Genomic DNA, 18,227 nt, shown 5'->3' with positions numbered 1-18,227 from the left:
GCCCGCGGCGAGGGCGTCATGAAGCGTAGCGCGATGGACCGCATCATCGACACGATCGAGGCGATTGCCGCCTTGTTCGTGGGGCTGGTGGCGGCCGACATCTTCATCTCGGTGGTGCTGCGGCGCTTCTTCAGCCTGCAGATCCCGGACGCCTACGACTTCGGCAGCATGCTGCTGGGCATCCTGATCTTCTGGGGAATCGCGGCGACCTCCTACCGGGGCACCCACATCACGGTCGACCTGGTGTGGGCCCAGGCCAATCCGCGCTGGAAGCGGAATATCGACATCTTCGCCACGCTGGTCCTGCTGTTCGTGGTGACGGTGCAGACCTACACGCTGTTCGACAAGGTGGCGACGACCTACAAGGACCACGTGCTGACCTTCGACATGGGCTTGCCGACCTGGCCGTTCTTCGCCGTCGCCTGGATCGGCGACGTCTCGGCGGTGCTGCTGATCGCCATCCGCACCTATCGGCTGATCTTCCATCCGGAAGACATCCACGACGTGAAGTCTGCCGCGTGAGCCCCGACACCATCGCCGTGGCGGGCTTCGTCGCCCTGTTCGCGCTGATGATGCTGCGCGTGCCGGTCGGCATGGCGATGGGGCTGGTCGGCGTCACCGGCTATGCCTACCTGACCGGCGGCGCGCCGGCCCTGAAGCTGGTCGGCCAGACCTCGATGCGCACGGTCACCAGCTACCAGTTCGGCGTCATCCCGATGTTCCTGCTGATGGGCGCCTTCGTCTCCGCCTCGGGCGTGAGCCGCGAGCTGTTCCGCGCCGCCAACACCTTCGTCGGCCATCGCAAGGGCGGGCTGGGTCTCGCCACCATCGTGTCGTGCGGCGCGTTCGCCGCGATCTCCGGCTCCTCGGTGGCGACGGCGGCGACCTTCTCGACCGTCGCCTATCCCGAGATGCGCCGCTACGGTTACCCGCAGAGCTTCTCGACCGGCGTGATCGCGGCCGGCGGCACCTTGGGCGCCATGCTGCCGCCCTCGACCGTGCTGGCGGTCTACGGCCTGATCACCCAGCAGGACATCGGCAAGCTCTTCCAGGCCGGCATCCTGCCGGGCCTGCTCGCCATGGCGATGTACATGGTCACCATCGCCATCATCTGCCGCGTGAAGCCCGACCTGCTGCCGACCGTGCCGAAGGCCTCGTGGGAGGACCGCCTCGCCGGCCTCAAGGACGTCTGGGCGCCGGTGCTGCTGTTCGTGCTGGTGATCGGCGGTCTCTATGGCGGCGTCTTCACACCGACCGAAGCGGGCGGCGTCGGTGCCTCCGGCGCCTTCCTGCTGGGCGTGCTGCGTCGCCGGCTCGACGGCAAGGCGATCCGCGCCTCGCTCCTGCAGGCCACGCGCACCGCCGCGGCGGTGTTCACCGTGCTGATCGGCGCGCTGCTGTTCGGCTATTTCCTCACCATCACCCAGGTGCCGCAGAAGGTGACCGAGTTCCTGACCGGGCTGGGCATCGGCCCCTACGGCGTGCTGGCGCTGATCATGCTGATGTATCTGGTGCTGGGCTGCCTGATGGACGCGATGGCGATGATCATCCTGACGGTGCCGATCATCTTCCCGGTGGTCACCCAGCTCGGCTTCGACCCGGTCTGGTTCGGCGTGATCATCGTCATGACGGTCGAGCTCGGCCTGATCCATCCGCCGGTCGGAATGAACGTTTTCGTGATCAAAAGCGTTGTCCAGGACGTCACGTTTTCGTCGATTTTCAAAGGCGTATTGCCGTTCATCGCGACCGACATCCTGCGACTCATCATCCTGATCGCCTTCCCGATCATCGCTTTGTGGCTGCCCAGCCGCCTCTGAGGCTAGTTTGGGGGCTGAAAGGATCTCCCCCCAATGAACAACAAAGTAGGCTCGTTCATCGCCGACTGGTGGCGGCTGGTTTCGCCGTACTTCAAGTCGGACGACAGGCGCTGGGCCATCCCGCTGCTGGTCGGGTCGATTGCGCTCACCTTCAGCGGCGTCGTCCTCGACGCCCTGTTCAATGCCTGGAATCGGCGCTTCTACGACGCGTTGCAGAACAAGGACGAGGCCACGTTCTGGCGGGAGATCATCTTCTTCACCTTCCTCGCGTCGATCTACATCGCCGTTTACATCGCCCGTGCGATTGCCAGCCCCTATCTCCGCCTGCGCTGGCGCCGCTGGCTGACCGCCCACTACCTGTCCAACTGGCTCGGTGGGCAAGGCTACTACCGGATCGAGCTGCAGCGCTCGGTCGACAACGCCGACCAGCGCATCGCCGAGGACCTGCGCCAGCTCGGCGAATACAGCATGACCTTGCTGCTCGGCGTGCTGAGTGCCATCGGCTCGCTGGTCTGGTTCACCTTCATCCTGTGGGAGCTCTCCGGATCGCTGCCGGTGAAGATGCTGGGTACCGAATTCAACATCCCCGGCTACATGGCCTGGGCCGCGCTGATCTATGCGCTGGCCGGCTCCTACTTCGCCAATCTGGTGGGCCGGCGCCTCATCCCGTTGAACTTCATGCGGCAGCGCTACGAGGCGAACTTCCGCTTCTCCCTGGTGCGCGTGCGCGAGAATGCCGAAGGCATCGCCCTCTATCGCGGCGAGCAGCGCGAGGCCGAGGCGCTCAATGCGCGGTTCGCCGACATCTTCGCCAACGGTTGGCGCGTGCTGTTCACCCAGGCGCAGCTCGTCTTCTATCAATCGGGATATGGCCAGCTCGCTCTCATCTTTCCGTTCCTCGTGACGGCGCCGCGGTTCTTCGCCGGCGCGATTACGCTCGGCATCGTGATGCAGACGGTTTCGGCCTTCGGGCAGGTGCAATCGGCGCTGTCCTTCTTCATCGACAACTACACCTCGCTGGCCGAGCTGCGGGCCGTCATGGACCGCCTCAAGGGCCTGCAGGCGGCGACGGACGACCGACCGGAAAAGGCCCTCGACATCGTGCCCGAGGCCGGTGCCCACACCGTCGGCACCGAGGATCTCACTCTGGATCTGCCGAACGGCGAGAGCCTGTTGAAGGACGCCCGGGTCGAGCTGCCCCAAGGGAAGGCCACGCTGATCTCGGGCGCGAGCGGCTCGGGCAAGAGCACGCTGTTCCGCGCGCTCGCCGGCATCTGGCCGTTCGGCAAGGGCCATGTCCACGTGCCCGCGGGCGCGCGCGTGCTGTTCCTGCCGCAGAAGCCGTACATCCCCATCGGCACCCTGCGCGATGCCGTCAAGTATCCCGACGAGCATTCGGCGACGACTGACGGCGAGATCAAGGCGGCGCTCGAGGCCGTGCAGCTCGGCCATCTGGCGCCGCGACTCGACGAGCAGGCGCATTGGAGCAACGTGCTGTCGGGCGGCGAGCAGCAGCGGCTGGCGGCGGCGCGGGCGCTGGTCTTCAAGCCTGACTGGCTGTTCATCGACGAAGGCACGGCCGCGCTCGACGAGCCGATGGAGGCGATCGTCTACAAGGCCTTGAAGACCCGGCTGCCGAAGACCACGCTGGTCTCGGTCGGCCATCGGCCGTCGCTCCGGCAATGGCACGACCGGCAGATCGAGCTTCGGCGCGGACAGGGCCAGATCGGTCGGCTGGTCGAAGCGGCGCCGGCGGCGTGATGTTCGACAGAGAGGAGACTCGAGCATGAGCAAGCACGTTCCCGATACGGCCGAGGCCAATGCCGGCCTCGCCACCGCCCGTGAGGCCTCGCGGCGCGATCACCTGCCGTACGACATTCGGCATATGGACGACGTCGACTGGGAGACGATCCGGTGGCCCGGCGAGACCGGCAAGATGCTGTTCCATCCGCGGCCGGAGCGGCCGACGGAGCCGAACGCCGGCATTCTGCGGCTCGAGCCGGGCGCCTTCCATCCCGAGCACTATCACGGCTTCGCGCAGGTCTGGTACGTCCTGAAGGGCGAGTTCCGGATCGGCGGCACGCTCTGCACGCCGGGCGCGATGCTTTATCATCCCGACCCGCATTTCGAGGGCGAGTTTCATACCGACACCGGCGGCGAGATCCTGATCGTGCAGTATCCGGGCCCGACCACGGGTGAGCGGCCGATCTATTCGGGCCGCTTCGACATGACCGAGCGCAAGTCGGTCGAGAAGGAGCGCGTCGACCTTTAGCGGAGGAGGAAGCCATGCATCACTCGCCGGAGTTCAAGCATCCCGACGAGATGGACTGGGAGATGGGCCGCTTCCGGAACGTCACCAAGTTCCTGTTCCATCCGACGCCTGAGCGGCCGACGACCCCCAACGTCGGCTTCCTGCGTTACGAACCGGGCGCGGGCTTCCCGTTGCACAAGCACGACTTCGCGCAGATCTGGTACGTCATCGAAGGCGAGTTCCAGATGGGCGACAAGACGTACGGTCCTGGCACCCTCGTCTACATGGAAGACCCGCATTTCGAGAACGAGATGCGCACAGAGACCGGCGGCATGGTGCTGTTCGTCCAGTATCCCGGTCCGACCACCGGCGCTCGGCCGATCTACGACGGCCGCATGAACCTCAAGTCGGTGCCTGCAGCCGAAACGCTCGACCTCGAGCACTGACCGCGAAACATCAACGAAACATCCGGGAAACCTTGTTCAGATTGACCGCCCGGCCTCGCGTCCTATCATACCACCGTTGATTGTGACGCCGTTTGCGATTCGCAAACCGATGAGCGGGGTCGGGCATGCGTACTTGGCCAGTGCAACAGACGGCCCTGGCGGTCGTCGCTTTGCTGTTCCTGTTGATCGTCGCCGACGGGAGGCCCGCTCCCGGAACGGTGCCTGATGAGGCGATGAAGGCGGGCCGCACCGCCGATTCCCTCGGATCGCACGAAGAGAGCTACCTCAAGGACATGGATCCGGGCATCAAGCTCACCGCCGAAGAGGCGATGGGCCGCGACACCTGGGTGATCTGGACCGGCGGCAACGACCGCTTCTGGGACAAGCTGGCGCAGGAATACACCTTCGGTTCGTTCGACCTGCTCAAGGTCCTGTCGTCCTATCGCTCGCTCAAGTTCAGCCGCGACAATCGCTGGCAATGGCTCGGCCTGCTCAACGAGCCGTGTTTCGAGAAGGCGACCGCGGCCGATCCCGGCCGCTTCGGCCTGTGGCTCGACAAGCGCAAGGCCGACTGCCCGGCCGATCCGTTCGCCGACGAGAAGAAATATCCCGGCGTGAAGATCGGCAGCCGCGGCAAGACGCTGACGTTGAAGGACGGCACCAGGGCGACGATGCCGGTGGGCTCGTTCTACGGCGAGCCGACGGGCGTTGTCGGCTTGCGACTGTTCCCCAATCCCGACTTCGACGAGGCGGCGGCGCGCAACTGGGATCCCAAGCGCTATTACGACGATCCGAGCTATTACAAGTCAGCCAAGCTGGTGCGGCCCTACCGCGTCGGCATGGCCTGCGGCCTCTGCCATGTCGGGCCGAGCCCGACCCATCCGCCGGCCGATCCCGAGAATCCCAAATGGGGCAACCTGAGCTCGGTGGCCGGCGCGCAATACTACTGGGTCGACCGCATCTTCAACTGGGAGGCCGACCCGTCGAACTTCATCTACCAGCTGCTGCACACCTCGCGGCCGGGCACGCTCGACACCTCGCTGGTCTCGACCGACTACATCAACAATCCGCGCACCATGAACGCCGTGTACGGCCTGGGGCCGCGGCTGGCGCAGTCCATGCGCTGGGGCAAGGAAACGCTGGCCGGCGACGAGCTGTATAACCGCCAGCTGCCCGACTACGCCTGGGGCAGCGACGTCGCGACGCCGCGCGTGCTGAAGGACGGCGCCGATTCGGTCGGCGCGCTGGGGGCGCTCAATCGCGTCTACCTGAACATCGGCCTGTTCAGCGAGGAATGGCTGCTGCACTTCAATCCGTTCGTCGGCGGCCGGCCGATCACGCCGATCCGCATCGCCGACGCCGAGAACAAGTCGGCCTACTGGCGGGCCACCGAGGCGCGCAGCCCGGCGATGGCCTCGTTCCTGATCGCCGCCAGCCAGCCCGACAAGCTCGCCAAGGCACCGGGCGGCGACGGCATCGTGAGCAAGGACGAGGCCGTGCTCGAGCGCGGCAAGGAGGTCTTCGCCGACCGCTGCGCACGCTGCCATTCCAGCAAGATCCCGGCACCCGCGCCGGCGCTGGACGTCAGCCAGGGCTGCGGCGGGCCGACCTACCTGCAGTGCTGGAACAGCTACTGGAGCTGGACCAAGACCGGCGCCTTCAAGAGCAAGATGCGCGAGATCGTGAAGGCGCCGGACTTCCTCAAGGACAACTTCCTGTCGACGGATCTGCGCGTGCCGGTGACGCTGCTGCAGACCCAGGCCTGCAGCCCGCTCGGCTCGAACGCGATCGCCGGCAACATCTGGGACAACTTCTCGTCGCAGACCTACAAGGCCATGCCGTCGGTCGGCACGATCACCGTGCACAGCCCGTTCACCGGCGAGCCGCGGCAATGGCAGATGCCGGCGGGCGGCCGCGGCTACATCCGGCCGGCGTCGCTGATCTCGCTGTGGGCGACCGCACCGTTCCTGCAGAACAACGCGATGGGCGATTTCAAGTGGACCGGCTCGGTGCCCGACCGCATGACCTCGTTCGACGCGTCGATCGAGCAGATGCTGTGGCCGGAGAAGCGCAAGTACGACACCGTGCTGGGCACCAAGGTGCCGGGCTGGATCGACCGGACCACGGCGCCGAGCTACTTCATCGTGCCGCCCGACAACCTGCCGGGCATCGCGGTGTGGACGATCCGCCAGCTCAACAGCTCCTGGATCGACAAGGACGGCATGGTGCGGATCGGGCCGATCCCCGCCGGCACGCCGGTCAACCTGATCTCAAACCTCGAGCTGGTGCCGGACGGTGCGAACTTCTTCGAGCGGATGTGGCACTTCATCAAGTTCGCGCCGTCCGGCCTGCGCCTGGTCGGCGCCTTCTGGAGCATGCCGGACAATCCGACCGAAGCGCAGCAACGGGAAGCGTTCGTGGGAGTGCTCGAGCCCTTGCTGGCGTTCAGCAAGTGCCCCGACTTCGTGGTCAATCGCGGCCATTACTTCGGCACCGACAGGTTCGGCGAGGAACCCGGCCTGAGCGATCAGCAGAAGCGCGACCTGATCGAGTTCCTCAAGACGTTCTGAAAAGGGGACAGTTCATGATCACAGAGCAAGAGCCGGGCAGGACCTCGCCGAATTCCATCGTCGAGACCGACCCCAGCGACACGCCGGCCAAGGTCGTCGCCTTCCTGTTCGGCGCCGCCGTCTATGTCGGGGTCTGGTTCATCCTGATCTACATCCTCCTCTTCGTCGGCAACTTCTTCAATCCGCTGTTCGGCACCAAATGGGATGCCGTCCTGCCCCTGAAATCGATCGACAGCGGCGAGGTCGGGCCGTTCTGGCCGTCGTTCTGGGTCAATCTCGGGCTGGTGGCGATCCTGGGGCTGCAGCACAGCATCATGCCGCGGCCCTGGTTCAAGACCTGGATCACCAAGATCGTGCCGCCGCACATGGAGCGCGGCGTCTACATCATCTTCGCCACCTCGGCGCTGTCGCTGCTGATCTGGCAGTGGCGGCCGATTCCCCAGGTCATCTGGCACGTCGACAATCCGACCTGGCGGATCGTGCTCTACTGCATCCAGGTGTTCGGCTGGATCATGGTGCTGATCGCCACCTTCCAGGTCGGCCATTGGAAGATCTTCGGCGTCACCCAGACGCTCGATTTCATCCGCGACCGGCCGTACATCAAGCAGACCTATCCCAGGCTGCAGCCGGAGTTCTACGAGGTCGGTTGGCCGATCAGCAGCAAGGGCGTGTGGTATTTCGCCCGCCATCCCGACTTCTTCGGCTTCATCACCGCCTTCTGGGTGACGCCGACCATGACCATGGGCCATCTGATCTTCGCGGTCGGGCTCACGACCTACATCATGTTCGGGATCTTCTTCCTCGAAACCAACCTCAAGCAGCTCTACGGCAAGCCGTTCGAGGAGTATGTGCGGACGCGCTCGAAGATCATCCCGTGGTTCGTCAAGAAAGCGGGTTGACCCCAGTCGAGAGGCGGGCATCCGCGACGATCGCGTCGCTCGCCTTCTCGGCGATCATGTAGATCGGCGTCACGATGAAGAAGCCGGGAATGCGCGGGAACACCGACGCATCGACCACGCGCAGCCCGCGCGTACCGATCACCCGGAAATTGCTGTCGACCACCGCCATCGGGTCGTCGGGCCGGCCCATGCGGTTGCTGCAGGAGCAGTGGTGGCCCCAGGCATTGTCGGTCACGAACTGGCGCAGCTTGTCGCGGTCGTCGTACTCGGCGCCCGGCAGCAGCTCCTTCTCGACGAAGCCCGAGACCTTGGCCGAGACCCGGCGGACATATTCGATGCCGGAAACGACGGCGTCGCGGTCGGCCTCGTAGCCCGGCGAGCCTTCCTCGAAGTAGCGGAAGGCGACATGCGGCGTGTCGGTCGGGTCGTTGCTGCGCAGCGTCACCGCGCCGGCGCGGTTGTTGGTGTGCGACTTCAGGATCAGCCAGGAGAATTGCGTCTTCTGCTGCGCGATCAGCGAGGTCCAGCCGGGGAAGTAGCCCTTGAACACGCCGGGCACGCAGAACATGAAGACGTCCGGCTCCTTGCGGTCGGGTGTCGAGCGCATGGTGATGCAGATCAGCACGCCGTTGGTCGTGTAGGGGCCCTTGCCGTCGAGCCACGCCTCGTATTGCGGGTCGGCATATTCGCCGACATTGGGCACCTTGAAGGTGCAGTGCCGGGTCAGCGCGAAGTCGCTCTTGGTCTCGGTGACCACGCCGATCTCGTAGCGGTCCTGCAGGTTCTGGCCGACGCCCGGCCGGTCGAGGATCGGGTCGATGCCTTTCTCGCGCAGGTGCGCGGCCGGGCCGATGCCCGACAGCATCAGGAGTTGCGGGCTGTTGAAGGCGCCACCGCACAGGATCACCTCGCGCCGCGCCTGCAACGTCCGGAGCGGCGGCTTGGGGCCGGCGGGGTCGCAGCGCGGGTCGGCCCGGTAGAGATGCAGGCCCTCCATGAGCTCGACGCCGATCGCCCGTGGGCCCTCGGCCGAGCCGACCTCGTCGAACAGCACGCGCGTCACCAGGCAATTGGTGTAGATGTCGAGCCTGTCGGGGAAGTCCTGCGCGGTGACGCTGATCAAATCGCGCACGCCGACCCGCTGGCCGCGCTGGATCGAGAACGGCACGAAGAACAGGCCGGCGCGCTCGAAGCAGCTGTCGCGCATGTCGTTGGGATCGAAGAAGCTGAAGACGAACTCGATCGGCCCGCCGACGAACTTCTTCCAGGCGTCGCGGAAGTAGCGCCAGCTCGACCAGAACTTGCCCTCGACCGTCGTGAGCAGCGTGGCGACCACGATGCGCAGCACCTTCCAGTCGGCCACCAGCAGCTTGGGCCGGGCGATGCCGGTGGCGAGCCAGCCGAGGAAGCCGTGGTTGCCGGGGTGCGGCCGGCCGAAATAGTGGTCGGTGACGTACTCGCAGCGCTCGATGCGGCGGAAGTAGGGGTGCATCGCCGCGGCGCGCCAGCTCTGGTCGCCGGTCAGGTCGGCGATGTGCTCCCAGTCCGAATCGTGCGGCACGATGGTGATCAGCGCATTGTGCGCGGTGCAGCCGCCCAGTGTGCCCGAGCGCGGGTACCAGACGCCGAACTCGCCGCGCAGCTCGACCGCCTTGGGATCGCGCTTCTCCTGCTCGGGGTCGTCGTAGTGATGGACGATGTAGTCCCAGCGCATCGCCACGTCTTCCGACGCCTTGGCGAAGAAGGCCGGCGTGTAGTAGCTCGCGGGCGTATCGGCGCCGCCCGCCTCGAGCAGCGCCACGGTGTAGCCGGCGCGCGCCAGGTTGGAGGCGACCGTGCCGCCGCCGGCGCCCGAGCCGACGACGATGTAGTCGTAGACGCGCTTGCGCCACGGCTGGCTGGCCTGCGGCGGCTGTGCCGCGCCGCCCTGTTCGGTGAAACTATTATCGATCGTCATCGATCTGCTCTCGCGCCTTGTCGATCATCTGCCGGAGCGCGCCCAGCACCGCGCCGCGCCCGCTCAGCCACCAGTAACCTCCCACGACCAGCCTGACGATGCCGCGGAAGAAGCCGTTCTCGACCGCCGCTCCCAGCAGGCGATCGCGGATCAGCGGATAGAGCGCGTCGAGGCGCTGCTCGATGCCGCGCCGGACCGCCGAATAGCCGGCGAACTGCCCGGTCGGCCAGGGATAGCTTTGGGGTTGCTGCGCCGCCGTGCCGATCAGCGGGATGATCTGCCGGTGGTCTTTGACGTGGGGCGACTGGCTCTTGTAGGCCGGGTCGGCCAGCGCCGCGTCGGGCCAGTTGGCGAACAGGGAGTTGCCGAGCCCCGGCTTGGGCCCCGAATCGCCCGGCGCGTGGGTGCTCGGCAGCACGAACCAGTCGCGCAGGAACAGGTAGCAGTTCAGCCGGCCCAGCATGAAGTCGTGATGCCGGTAGGGTTCGGAGAAATAGCCGAAGAACGAGGTCAGCGGATGGCTGGCCAGTGCCGCATCGCCGCGGACCTTGCTGCCCGAGGCTTGCACGCGCACCGGCGCGATCATGAAGCGGCTGTAGATGTCTGCGTTGGCGGCCAGCGACACGTCCATCAGCTTGAAGCGGCTCTGCCCGATCAGCGCGTTGAAGATGTTGCCGAGCAGCCTGGGCAGCGGCGTGTCTGGCACGCCGTACTGCACCGGCTTGGGGCTGACGAACGGCGCGGTGAGGATGACGGCGCGCTTGGCCTTCTCGCCCTCGCGAACGTTGCGCCCGTCGGTGCCGGCCAAGGCAGTGTGAGCCAGCTCGAACGGCTCGTTGTCGGTCACACCGCCGTCGATGGTCACGAAGCTGCGTTGCTGCTCGGCGTCGCCGGGAAACGGCGGCGCGTAGACAAGGCCGCCGGGATCGAACGGATAGGCGAAGCGGTAGTCGTAGTCGGTGCTGGGTCGCCCGACGATCCGCTCGCGCAGCGCCAGCGGGAAGGCGATGGTCGCCAGCACCGCCTGGCCGAGCCGCTTCCAGTCGTCGGCCGCCGCGCTGTTGTCGAGCGACAGCGCATCGCTGTCGGGCCTGGTCGGCTGCGGCGCGCCGGCTGCCATCGGCCGCAGGAAGGCGAGGCGGTCGCCGTGCAGCGTCATCCAGTAGGCGTTGGCGCTGGCGTCGTTCTCGTCCTCGGTCCGGAACTTGATGCGATAGGGCACGCCGTCGACGTTGGAGATCATGACGGCAATCGGCAGCGGATCGTCGAGCCAGTCCCGCTCCGCGAGCCCGTCGCCCTTGAAGTCGAGGTAGCTCGCGACCTTGGCGTCGAGATACTGCGTGTTCAGCACCGAGAACGAGCCGCTGTTGCCCGTGAGGTCTTCGGTGGTCAGCAGGTGCTTGAGATCGACGTCGCGCACCCATGCCCGATAGAACGGGCTGCCGAGGTTCTTGTCGCCGTCCTCGAACTTGGCATGCCGCGCCGGCTCGAAGCGGTAACGGCCGGCGATCGCCGCCAGCGCCGTGTTCAGCCCGCCCGCCGAGGCGCCGGTGACGATCTTGATCCGGACCTTGTGGTTCGGAGTGCGGGCCGGATCGGCCTTGCGGGCCTGCTCCCAGGCATCGAGCGCCTCGAACAGGAAATCGAGCACGCCGGCGAGATAGCAGCCGGCCGACTGGCCGCCGGCGAAGGTCAGGCCGATCTCGAACGTGTCGTCCTGCGGCGGATCGCTGACGGCGCGATCGCGGGGAAACCATGCCTGGAGGTTGCCCAGCTTTTCCTCGCCAATCGGCCGTAGCGGACGGGTGGTCGCCATGCCCCGGTGCTCCCTGGGAAGGCATGGTACGTCCACACGAAGATCGATTACAGGTTACAACCGTATCGCGCGCGATACATCAGCCCGAAAATGCGACGAACGCGAAACAAACCACCATCATGTTGGCGAGTCCGGTCAGCGCGACCACCGCGGTGCCGCCGTGTCGGCCACCCTGGCGCAGGATCAGCCACAGGCTCGTGCCCGCGCCCCCGAAGGCACCGACGCAGGCGCCCAGCCAGCCGGCGGACATCGCCGCGGCGCCTTCGAAACTGCCGTAGATCTGGCTGGCGATGGCTGCCCCGGCCATCGCCAAAAGACAGGCGCCTGAAAAGGCGCCCATCATCGTGCCCCAGAGGGCGAGCAGGAATTTGACCAGGGCTTTCGCCCTTAGAGCATATTCCGTTCGGCTGGAATTAGCCGAACGGAATACGCCTGCTGCAACAACAACCCCCGTGCGCTCTAGCGCAGGCTCGCGTTGATGCGGTCCAGCACTCCGGAGCCGGGGCAGAGGTCGGCGGTGTCGAGCGTGTTGAGCGGCGCGTCGACCGTGTTCAGGTTGTGATGCAGGTCCTTCGGCGTCGGATCGAGGTAGAGCAGGCCGGTCACGACCTCGCCGGCGGCGAGGCCTTCCTGCACGCGCTTCATCGCCGCGACCTTGTCGGAGGCGTCGTATTCCTCGCCGAGCTTGCGCAGGCGCAGGAACGAGCCGTCGTGCTGCTGCACCGTGGTCGTGGTGCCGGGATCGTACCGGGTGGTGATCTCCTCGCGGCTCTCGATGAAGTCGAGCCGGTTCAGCGCCTCATTGTGCTCGCGCACATATTCGTAGCTCTTGGTCGAGCCGGCGTGGTTGTTGAACGCCACGCACGGGCTGATGACGTCGAGGAAGGCGGCACCTTTATGCGCCATCGCCGCCTTGATCAGCGGCACCAGCTGGTGCTTGTCGCCCGAGAACGAGCGGCCGACGAAGGTTGCGCCCATCAGGATGGCGAGCGAGACGAGGTCGATCGATTCGTCGGAGTTGGCGACGCCCTTCTTGCTGATCGAGCCCTTGTCGGCGGTCGCCGAGAACTGGCCCTTGGTCAGGCCGTACACGCCGTTGTTCATGACGATGTAGGTCATGTTCACGCCGCGCCGCATGACGTGGGCGAACTGGCCGAGGCCGATCGAGGCGCTATCGCCGTCGCCCGACACGCCCATGTAGATCAGGTCCTTGTTGGCGAGGTTGGCGCCGGTCATCACCGACGGCATGCGGCCGTGCACGGTGTTGAAGCCGTGGCTCGCGCCCACGAAGTAGGTCGGCGCCTTGGACGAGCAGCCGATGCCGGAGAGCTTGGCGACCTGGTGCGGCAGGATATCGAGCTCGTAGCAGGCCTGGATGATCGCGGCGCTGATCGAATCGTGGCCGCAGCCGGCGCACAGCGTCGAGACCGCGCCCTCGTAGTCGCGGCGGGTGTAGCCGGCCTTGTTCTTGACCAGCGAGGGATGGTGGAGCTTCGGCTTGGCGATGTAGGTCATGACGCGGCCTTCTCGAACGGGACGACCTTCATCTGGTCGAGCTTGTTGGCGATGTCGCCGGCGATGAAGCGGGCGGTGATCGGCGTGCCGTCGTAGTGCAGCACGGGAATGAGCTTGCGGGCATCGAGCGTGAAGTCGGCCATCAGCATGGTGCGCAGCTGGGCGTCGCGGTTCTGCTCGACGATGAACACCTTGTCGTGCTCGTGGATGAAGTCCTCGACCGCGGTCGAGAACGGGAAGGACCGCACGCGCAGCGCATTGACGTGGTTGCCGTCGGCCTCGAGGTGGTCCAGCGCCTCGGCCATCGCCGGGCTGGTCGACCCGAAGTAGATCACGCCGTGCTTGGTCGGCTTGGGCGAGGAGTAGCGCAGCGGCTGCGGCGCGATCTTGGCCGCTGTCAGGAACTTCTTCTGCAGCCGCTCCATGTTGCGGACATAGACCGCGCCTTCCTCGGAGTAGCGCGCGTATTCATCCTTCGTGGTACCGCGGGTAAAATAGCTGCCCTTGGTCGGGTGCGTGCCGGGATAGGTGCGATAAGGGATGCCGTCGCCGTCGACGTCGAGGTAGCGGCCGAAGGTCTTGCCGGCCTCGAGGTCCTCGGCGGTCATCACCTTGCCGCGGTCGAGCTGGCGGCTCTCGTCCCACTGGAACGGCTCGCACAGGCGGTGGTTCATGCCGATGTCGAGGTCGGTCATGACGAACACCGGCGTCTGCAGCCGGTCGGCCAGGTCGAGCGCCTCGGCGGTGAAGTCGAAGCACTCCTTCGGATCCTCGGGGAACAGCAGCACGTGCTTGGTGTCGCCGTTGGAGGCGTAGGCGCAGCTCAGCAGGTCGGACTGCTGGGTGCGCGTCGGCATGCCGGTCGACGGCCCGCCGCGCTGCACGTTGACCAGCACCGCCGGCACCTCGGCGAAGGAGGCGAGACCGATGAACTCGGTCATCAGCGAGATGCCCGGGCCCGAGGTGCTGGTGAAGGCACGGGCGCCGTTCCAGCCGGCGCCGATCACCATGCCGATCGAGGCCAATTCGTCCTCGGCCTGCACGATGGCGTACTTGGCCTTGCCGGTTTCCTTGTCGTGGCGCAGCCGCTTGCAATGCGACTGGAACGCCTCGGCCAGCGAGGAGGAGGGCGTGATCGGATACCAGGCGCACACCGTGGCGCCGCCGTAGACGGCACCGAGCGCCGCGGCATTGTTGCCCTCGACGAAGATGCGGTTGCCGACGTTGTTGGACGGCCGGACCTTGAGCTTCACCGTGTCGGGATCGATGTGCCGCGTGACCCAGTCACGGCCGAGCTGCAGCGCCTTGACGTTGGAATCGATCAGCTTTTCCTTGCCCTTGAACTGCTCGCCGAACAGCCCCTGGATCTTGGTCTCGTCGATGTCGAGCAGGATCGACAGCGCGCCGACATAGATGATGTTCTTGAAGAGCTGGCGCTGGCGGGCGTCGGCGTAGGTGGCGTTGGTGATCGCGGTGAGCGGCACGCCGACGATGTTGATGTCCTCGCGGAACATCGACGACGGCATCGGCTTGGTCGAATCGTAGAACAGATAGCCGCCCGGCTCGATCTCCTTGACGTCCTGCGCCCAGGTCTGCGGGTTCATCGCGACCATCATGTCGACGCCGCCGCGCCGGCCGAGATAGCCCTTCTCGGTGACGCGGACCTCGTACCACGTGGGCAGGCCCTGGATGTTCGACGGGAAGATGTTGCGCGGGCTGACGGGGACGCCCATGCGGAGGATCGATCGGGCGAACAGCTCGTTGGCGGAGGCCGAACCCGAACCGTTGACGTTCGCGAACTTGACGACGAAGTCGTTAACGGCGGCTAGTGCTGGCGGCATGCGTGCTCCGCTTGGGTCATTTCCATGTAGTACTTGCGCATATCCCAGGCGCCGGTCGGGCACCGCTCGGCGCACAGGCCGCAGTGCAGGCAGACGTCCTCGTCCTTCACCATCACGCGGTCGGTCTTGAGGTCGTTGCCGATGTAGAGGTCCTGCGTCGGGTTCAGCGCCGGCGCCATGAGCTGCTGGCGCAGCTCCTTCTCTTCGGCGTTCGGCGTGAAGGTGATGCAGTCCATCGGGCAGATGTCGACGCAGGCGTCGCACTCGATGCAGAGCTTGCCGGTGAACACCGTCTGCACGTCGCAGTTCAGGCAGCGCTGCGCCTCGTTGAAAGCCAGCTTGGGATCGAAGCCGAGCTCGACCTCGGCCATGATGTCCTTCAGCGCCTCCTGCTTGGCGCGGTGCGGGACCTTGAAGCGGTGGTCGATGGTCGGAGCGTTGTCGTAGCTCCACTCGTGGATGCCCATCTTCTGGCTGACGATGTTGACGCCGGGAGCGGGGCGCTCCTCGACGTTTTCGCCGATCAGCATCTTGTGGATGGAGATCGCCGCGTCATGGCCGTGCGCGGCTGCCCAGATGATGTTCTTCGGGCCGAACGCGGCGTCGCCGCCGAAGAAGATCTTCTTGTTCGTGCTCTGCAGCGTCGTCTCGCCCAGCTTGGGCAGGCCCCAGCGGTCGAACTCGATGCCGGCGTCCGCTTCGATCCACGGGAAGGCGTTCTCCTGGCCGATCGCGACCAGCACGTCGTCGCACTCGTGGAACTCGTCGGGCTCGCCCGACGGCTTCAGCGTGCGGCGGCCCTTGTCGTCGTACTCGGCCTTCACCTTCTCGAACAGCACGCCCTTGATCTTGCCGTTGTCGTGCTTCACTTCCTTGGGCACGAGCATGTTGAGGATGGGGATGTCCTCGCCCATCGCGTCTTCCTTCTCCCAGGGAGACGCCTTCATCTCGTCGAAGCCGGAGCGGACGATCACCTTCACGTCGTCGCCGCCAAGGCGGCGGGCGGTACGGCAGCAATCCATCGCGGTGTTGCCGCCACCCAGCACGATCACCCGCTTGCCGACCTTGGTGGTATGGCCGAACGAAACCGACGACAGCCAGTCGAGGCCGATATGGATGTTGGCGGCTGCTTCCTGCCGGCCCGGCACGTCGAGATCGCGCCCGCGTGGTGCCCCAGAGCCGACGAATACAGCGTCGTAGCCCTCGGTCAGGACCTTCTTCATCGAGTCGATCTTCTGGTGGCGGAACTCGATGTTGCCGATGCCGGTGATGTAGCCGACCTCCTCGTCGATCACGTGCTCGGGCAGACGGAAGTGCGGGATCTGGGTGCGGATGAAGCCGCCGAGCTTGGGGTCCTGGTCGTAGATCACGATCTCGTAGCCGAGCACGGCGAGATCGCGCGCGACGGTCAGCGAGGCCGGGCCGCCGCCGATGCAAGCGACGCGCTTGCCGTTCTTCGCCGGCGCCTTCGGCATGGCGGCCAGGATGCCTTCATCGTCCTTGTAGTCGGCGGCGACGCGTTTCAGGCGGCAGATCGCAACCGGCTCCTTCTTGCCCTTGACCAGGGTCTCGTCCTCGACGCGGGACCGGCGGCAGGCCGGCTCGCACGGGCGATCGCAGGTGCGGCCCAGGATCCCCGGGAAGACGTTCGATTTCCAATTGATCATGTAGGCGTCGGAGTAGCGCCCGTGAGCGATCAAGCGGATGTATTCAGGGACGGGGGTATGCGCGGGACAGGCCCACTGGCAATCCACGACCTTGTGGAAATAGTCGGGATTCGAGATGTCGGTCGGCTTCAAACTGGACTCACTCCGGTGCTGCCAGGGCGGCAGCCGCCGATTCTGCTAAATGACGGTTTAGATTACCCCAATAAGGGTGCGCATTGGGGAGATTCGTGCCCATTCCGTCAAGGTTCCTGTGTGCTGACAGGTTGCCGCGACACCATAATCCCATAAGCGGCGAAGGGATTTTTCATTGCACCTGAGAGCGGCCGCGGAAGTGACTAGAGCGGTTTCCGATCAGCCGGAAGCGCTCGCACTTCCGGCTGATCGGAAACGCGCGCGCGGGCGATGTTGGCCGCAGAGGGCATATTCCGTCCGGCTGTTCCCAGCCGGACGGAATATGCTCTAGGCGAGGCCCCGGTGGCGCGATGGAACATGGCGCTGAAGGCACTGACGCTCTCGTAGCCGAGATCGAGCGCGACCCGCGTCACCGACTCGCCGCCGCCCAGCCGGCCCATCGCCTCGAGCACGCGCGCCTGTTGCCGCCACGCCCCGAAGCTCAGGCCCGTCTCGCTCTGGAAGCGGCGCGCCAGCGTACGCGCGCTGGTGTTGATCGTCTCGGCCCACGCCTCGAGCGGGCGTTGATCGCCGGGCGCCTGGAGCAGCGCCTGGCAGAGGCCGCGCAGCCTGCCGTCGTGCGGCATCGGCAATTGCAGCCCGAGCGACTGCAGGCCTTGCAGCTCCGACAGGATCAGGGCGACGACGTGGCCGGCCGGCCCGCTCTCGTCGTACTGCACCGGCAGCTCCGTCGCTCGCACGATCAGCTCGCGCAGGAGAGGCGAGATCATCAGCACGCGGCACTCCATCGGCATCGCTGCCGCCGCATCGTCGCGGACATAGAGCGTTCGCATGGTGGTGTCGCTCAGCATGACGATGCTGTGCTCGACACCGGCCGGCATCCACAGTGCGCGCTGCGGCGGCACCACCCAGACGCCGTCGTCGGTCGATACCCGCATGGTCCCCGCGGTGGCGTAGATGAGCTGCGGCCGGGCATGATGGTGCGGCTGGATCTCGAAGCCGCAGGCGAAGTCCTTCGGCATGGCCGCGACCGCGCGCGGGACATGCTGGTAGTCCAGGGGGTTTGTGGAGCGCTGGCCGTTTCGCGACATCGTTTGGCATCCTAGCGCAAGACAGCCACGGGCGCTTTCCCTAATCTTCTACCCATCACCTCACCCTGAGGAGCCGCGCGCAGCGCGGCGTCTCGAAGGGTGGGCAACAAAGGTGCTCGTACCCACCCTTCGAGACGGCCGCTGCGCGGCCTCCTCAGGGTGAGGTGTGATGGCCGTGCCGGCGGTGTCGAGTGGCGATGCTGGCGGCGATTGGAGTGAAACGCG

Annotated in this window: 14 protein-coding genes; 7 read left to right on the top strand and 7 right to left on the bottom strand. The window is 66.0% G+C overall.

Going from position 1 to position 18,227, the window contains the following annotated elements; all coding sequences use genetic code 11:
• Positions 1-18 precede the first annotated feature (18 nt).
• The 7 genes from J0J01_RS00535 (at position 19) to J0J01_RS00505 (ending at position 7,983) form a co-directional block, all read left to right on the top strand.
• Positions 19-522 (top strand): TRAP transporter small permease, encoded by a 504-nt coding sequence (locus J0J01_RS00535; protein WP_296378136.1) that lies wholly within the window; start codon positions 19-21, stop codon positions 520-522.
• Entirely contained in the window at positions 519-1,817 is a 1,299-nt protein-coding gene (locus J0J01_RS00530) for a TRAP transporter permease (RefSeq protein ID WP_296378134.1), read from the top strand. The genes J0J01_RS00535 and J0J01_RS00530 overlap by 4 nt, the downstream gene beginning before the upstream one ends.
• Positions 1,818-1,850: 33 nt before the next feature.
• Entirely contained in the window at positions 1,851-3,578 is a 1,728-nt protein-coding gene (locus J0J01_RS00525) for an ABC transporter ATP-binding protein/permease (RefSeq protein ID WP_296378133.1), read from the top strand.
• 25 nt (positions 3,579-3,603) lie between these two features.
• Positions 3,604-4,089 carry a hypothetical protein gene (locus tag J0J01_RS00520; RefSeq protein ID WP_296378132.1) on the top strand — a complete coding sequence of 162 codons (486 nt, stop codon included), beginning with the start codon at positions 3,604-3,606 and terminating at the stop codon, positions 4,087-4,089.
• A gap of 14 nt (positions 4,090-4,103) precedes the next feature.
• Positions 4,104-4,514 carry a cupin domain-containing protein gene (locus tag J0J01_RS00515; protein ID WP_296378131.1) on the top strand — a complete coding sequence of 137 codons (411 nt, stop codon included), beginning with the start codon at positions 4,104-4,106 and terminating at the stop codon, positions 4,512-4,514.
• A gap of 125 nt (positions 4,515-4,639) precedes the next feature.
• The gene (locus J0J01_RS00510; RefSeq protein WP_296378130.1) at positions 4,640-7,084 is read left to right on the top strand and encodes a hypothetical protein; all 2,445 of its coding nucleotides are present in this window, start codon (positions 4,640-4,642) and stop codon (positions 7,082-7,084) included.
• 14 nt (positions 7,085-7,098) lie between these two features.
• Positions 7,099-7,983: a hypothetical protein gene (locus J0J01_RS00505; RefSeq protein ID WP_296378129.1), complete on the top strand. Its 885-nt coding sequence runs from the start codon at positions 7,099-7,101 to the stop codon at positions 7,981-7,983.
• Here the strand turns inward: J0J01_RS00505 and J0J01_RS00500 are convergent.
• From J0J01_RS00500 to J0J01_RS00470, 7 genes are all read right to left on the bottom strand, one after another.
• Entirely contained in the window at positions 7,967-9,940 is a 1,974-nt protein-coding gene (locus J0J01_RS00500) for a GMC family oxidoreductase (protein WP_296378128.1), read from the bottom strand. The genes J0J01_RS00505 and J0J01_RS00500 overlap by 17 nt on opposite strands.
• Entirely contained in the window at positions 9,927-11,756 is a 1,830-nt protein-coding gene (locus J0J01_RS00495) for a patatin-like phospholipase family protein (protein WP_296378127.1), read from the bottom strand. The genes J0J01_RS00500 and J0J01_RS00495 overlap by 14 nt, the downstream gene beginning before the upstream one ends.
• A 79-nt stretch (positions 11,757-11,835) precedes the next feature.
• Positions 11,836-12,099: a hypothetical protein gene (locus tag J0J01_RS00490; protein WP_296378126.1), complete on the bottom strand. Its 264-nt coding sequence runs from the start codon at positions 12,097-12,099 to the stop codon at positions 11,836-11,838.
• Between the two features lie 116 nt (positions 12,100-12,215).
• A complete protein-coding gene (locus tag J0J01_RS00485; RefSeq protein WP_296378125.1) occupies positions 12,216-13,271 on the bottom strand; it encodes a 2-oxoacid:ferredoxin oxidoreductase subunit beta in 1,056 nt (351 codons plus the stop codon).
• Positions 13,268-15,112: a 2-oxoacid:acceptor oxidoreductase subunit alpha gene (locus J0J01_RS00480; RefSeq protein ID WP_296378124.1), complete on the bottom strand. Its 1,845-nt coding sequence runs from the start codon at positions 15,110-15,112 to the stop codon at positions 13,268-13,270. The genes J0J01_RS00485 and J0J01_RS00480 overlap by 4 nt, the downstream gene beginning before the upstream one ends.
• On the bottom strand, positions 15,097-16,911 hold the full coding sequence (locus J0J01_RS00475) for an FAD-dependent oxidoreductase (RefSeq protein WP_365735489.1): 1,815 nt from the start codon (positions 16,909-16,911) through the stop codon (positions 15,097-15,099). Before J0J01_RS00475 ends, J0J01_RS00480 begins: the two co-directional genes overlap by 16 nt.
• A gap of 203 nt (positions 16,912-17,114) precedes the next feature.
• Positions 17,115-18,002 carry a helix-turn-helix transcriptional regulator gene (locus J0J01_RS00470; RefSeq protein ID WP_296378123.1) on the bottom strand — a complete coding sequence of 296 codons (888 nt, stop codon included), beginning with the start codon at positions 18,000-18,002 and terminating at the stop codon, positions 17,115-17,117.
• Positions 18,003-18,227 lie beyond the last annotated feature (225 nt).

Source organism: Reyranella sp. (assembly GCF_017305915.1).
Taxonomy (GTDB): domain Bacteria; phylum Pseudomonadota; class Alphaproteobacteria; order Reyranellales; family Reyranellaceae; genus Reyranella.
Note: the sequence above shows the minus strand (reverse complement) of the source record. Positions and strands in the feature narration are given on the sequence as shown.

Excerpts from the sequence above, each read along its gene's own strand:
- J0J01_RS00535 (WP_296378136.1), top strand. The coding sequence starts at position 19 with ATGAAGCGTAGCGCGATGGACCGCATCATCGACACGATCGAGGCGATT.
- J0J01_RS00525 (WP_296378133.1), top strand. The coding sequence starts at position 1,851 with ATGAACAACAAAGTAGGCTCGTTCATCGCCGACTGGTGGCGGCTGGTT.
- J0J01_RS00520 (WP_296378132.1), top strand. The coding sequence starts at position 3,604 with ATGAGCAAGCACGTTCCCGATACGGCCGAGGCCAATGCCGGCCTCGCC.
- J0J01_RS00515 (WP_296378131.1), top strand. The coding sequence starts at position 4,104 with ATGCATCACTCGCCGGAGTTCAAGCATCCCGACGAGATGGACTGGGAG.
- J0J01_RS00510 (WP_296378130.1), top strand. The coding sequence starts at position 4,640 with ATGCGTACTTGGCCAGTGCAACAGACGGCCCTGGCGGTCGTCGCTTTG.
- J0J01_RS00505 (WP_296378129.1), top strand. The coding sequence starts at position 7,099 with ATGATCACAGAGCAAGAGCCGGGCAGGACCTCGCCGAATTCCATCGTC.
- J0J01_RS00500 (WP_296378128.1), bottom strand. The coding sequence starts at position 9,940 with ATGACGATCGATAATAGTTTCACCGAACAGGGCGGCGCGGCACAGCCG.
- J0J01_RS00495 (WP_296378127.1), bottom strand. The coding sequence starts at position 11,756 with ATGGCGACCACCCGTCCGCTACGGCCGATTGGCGAGGAAAAGCTGGGC.
- J0J01_RS00490 (WP_296378126.1), bottom strand. The coding sequence starts at position 12,099 with ATGATGGGCGCCTTTTCAGGCGCCTGTCTTTTGGCGATGGCCGGGGCA.
- J0J01_RS00485 (WP_296378125.1), bottom strand. The coding sequence starts at position 13,271 with ATGACCTACATCGCCAAGCCGAAGCTCCACCATCCCTCGCTGGTCAAG.
- J0J01_RS00480 (WP_296378124.1), bottom strand. The coding sequence starts at position 15,112 with ATGCCGCCAGCACTAGCCGCCGTTAACGACTTCGTCGTCAAGTTCGCG.
- J0J01_RS00470 (WP_296378123.1), bottom strand. The coding sequence starts at position 18,002 with ATGTCGCGAAACGGCCAGCGCTCCACAAACCCCCTGGACTACCAGCAT.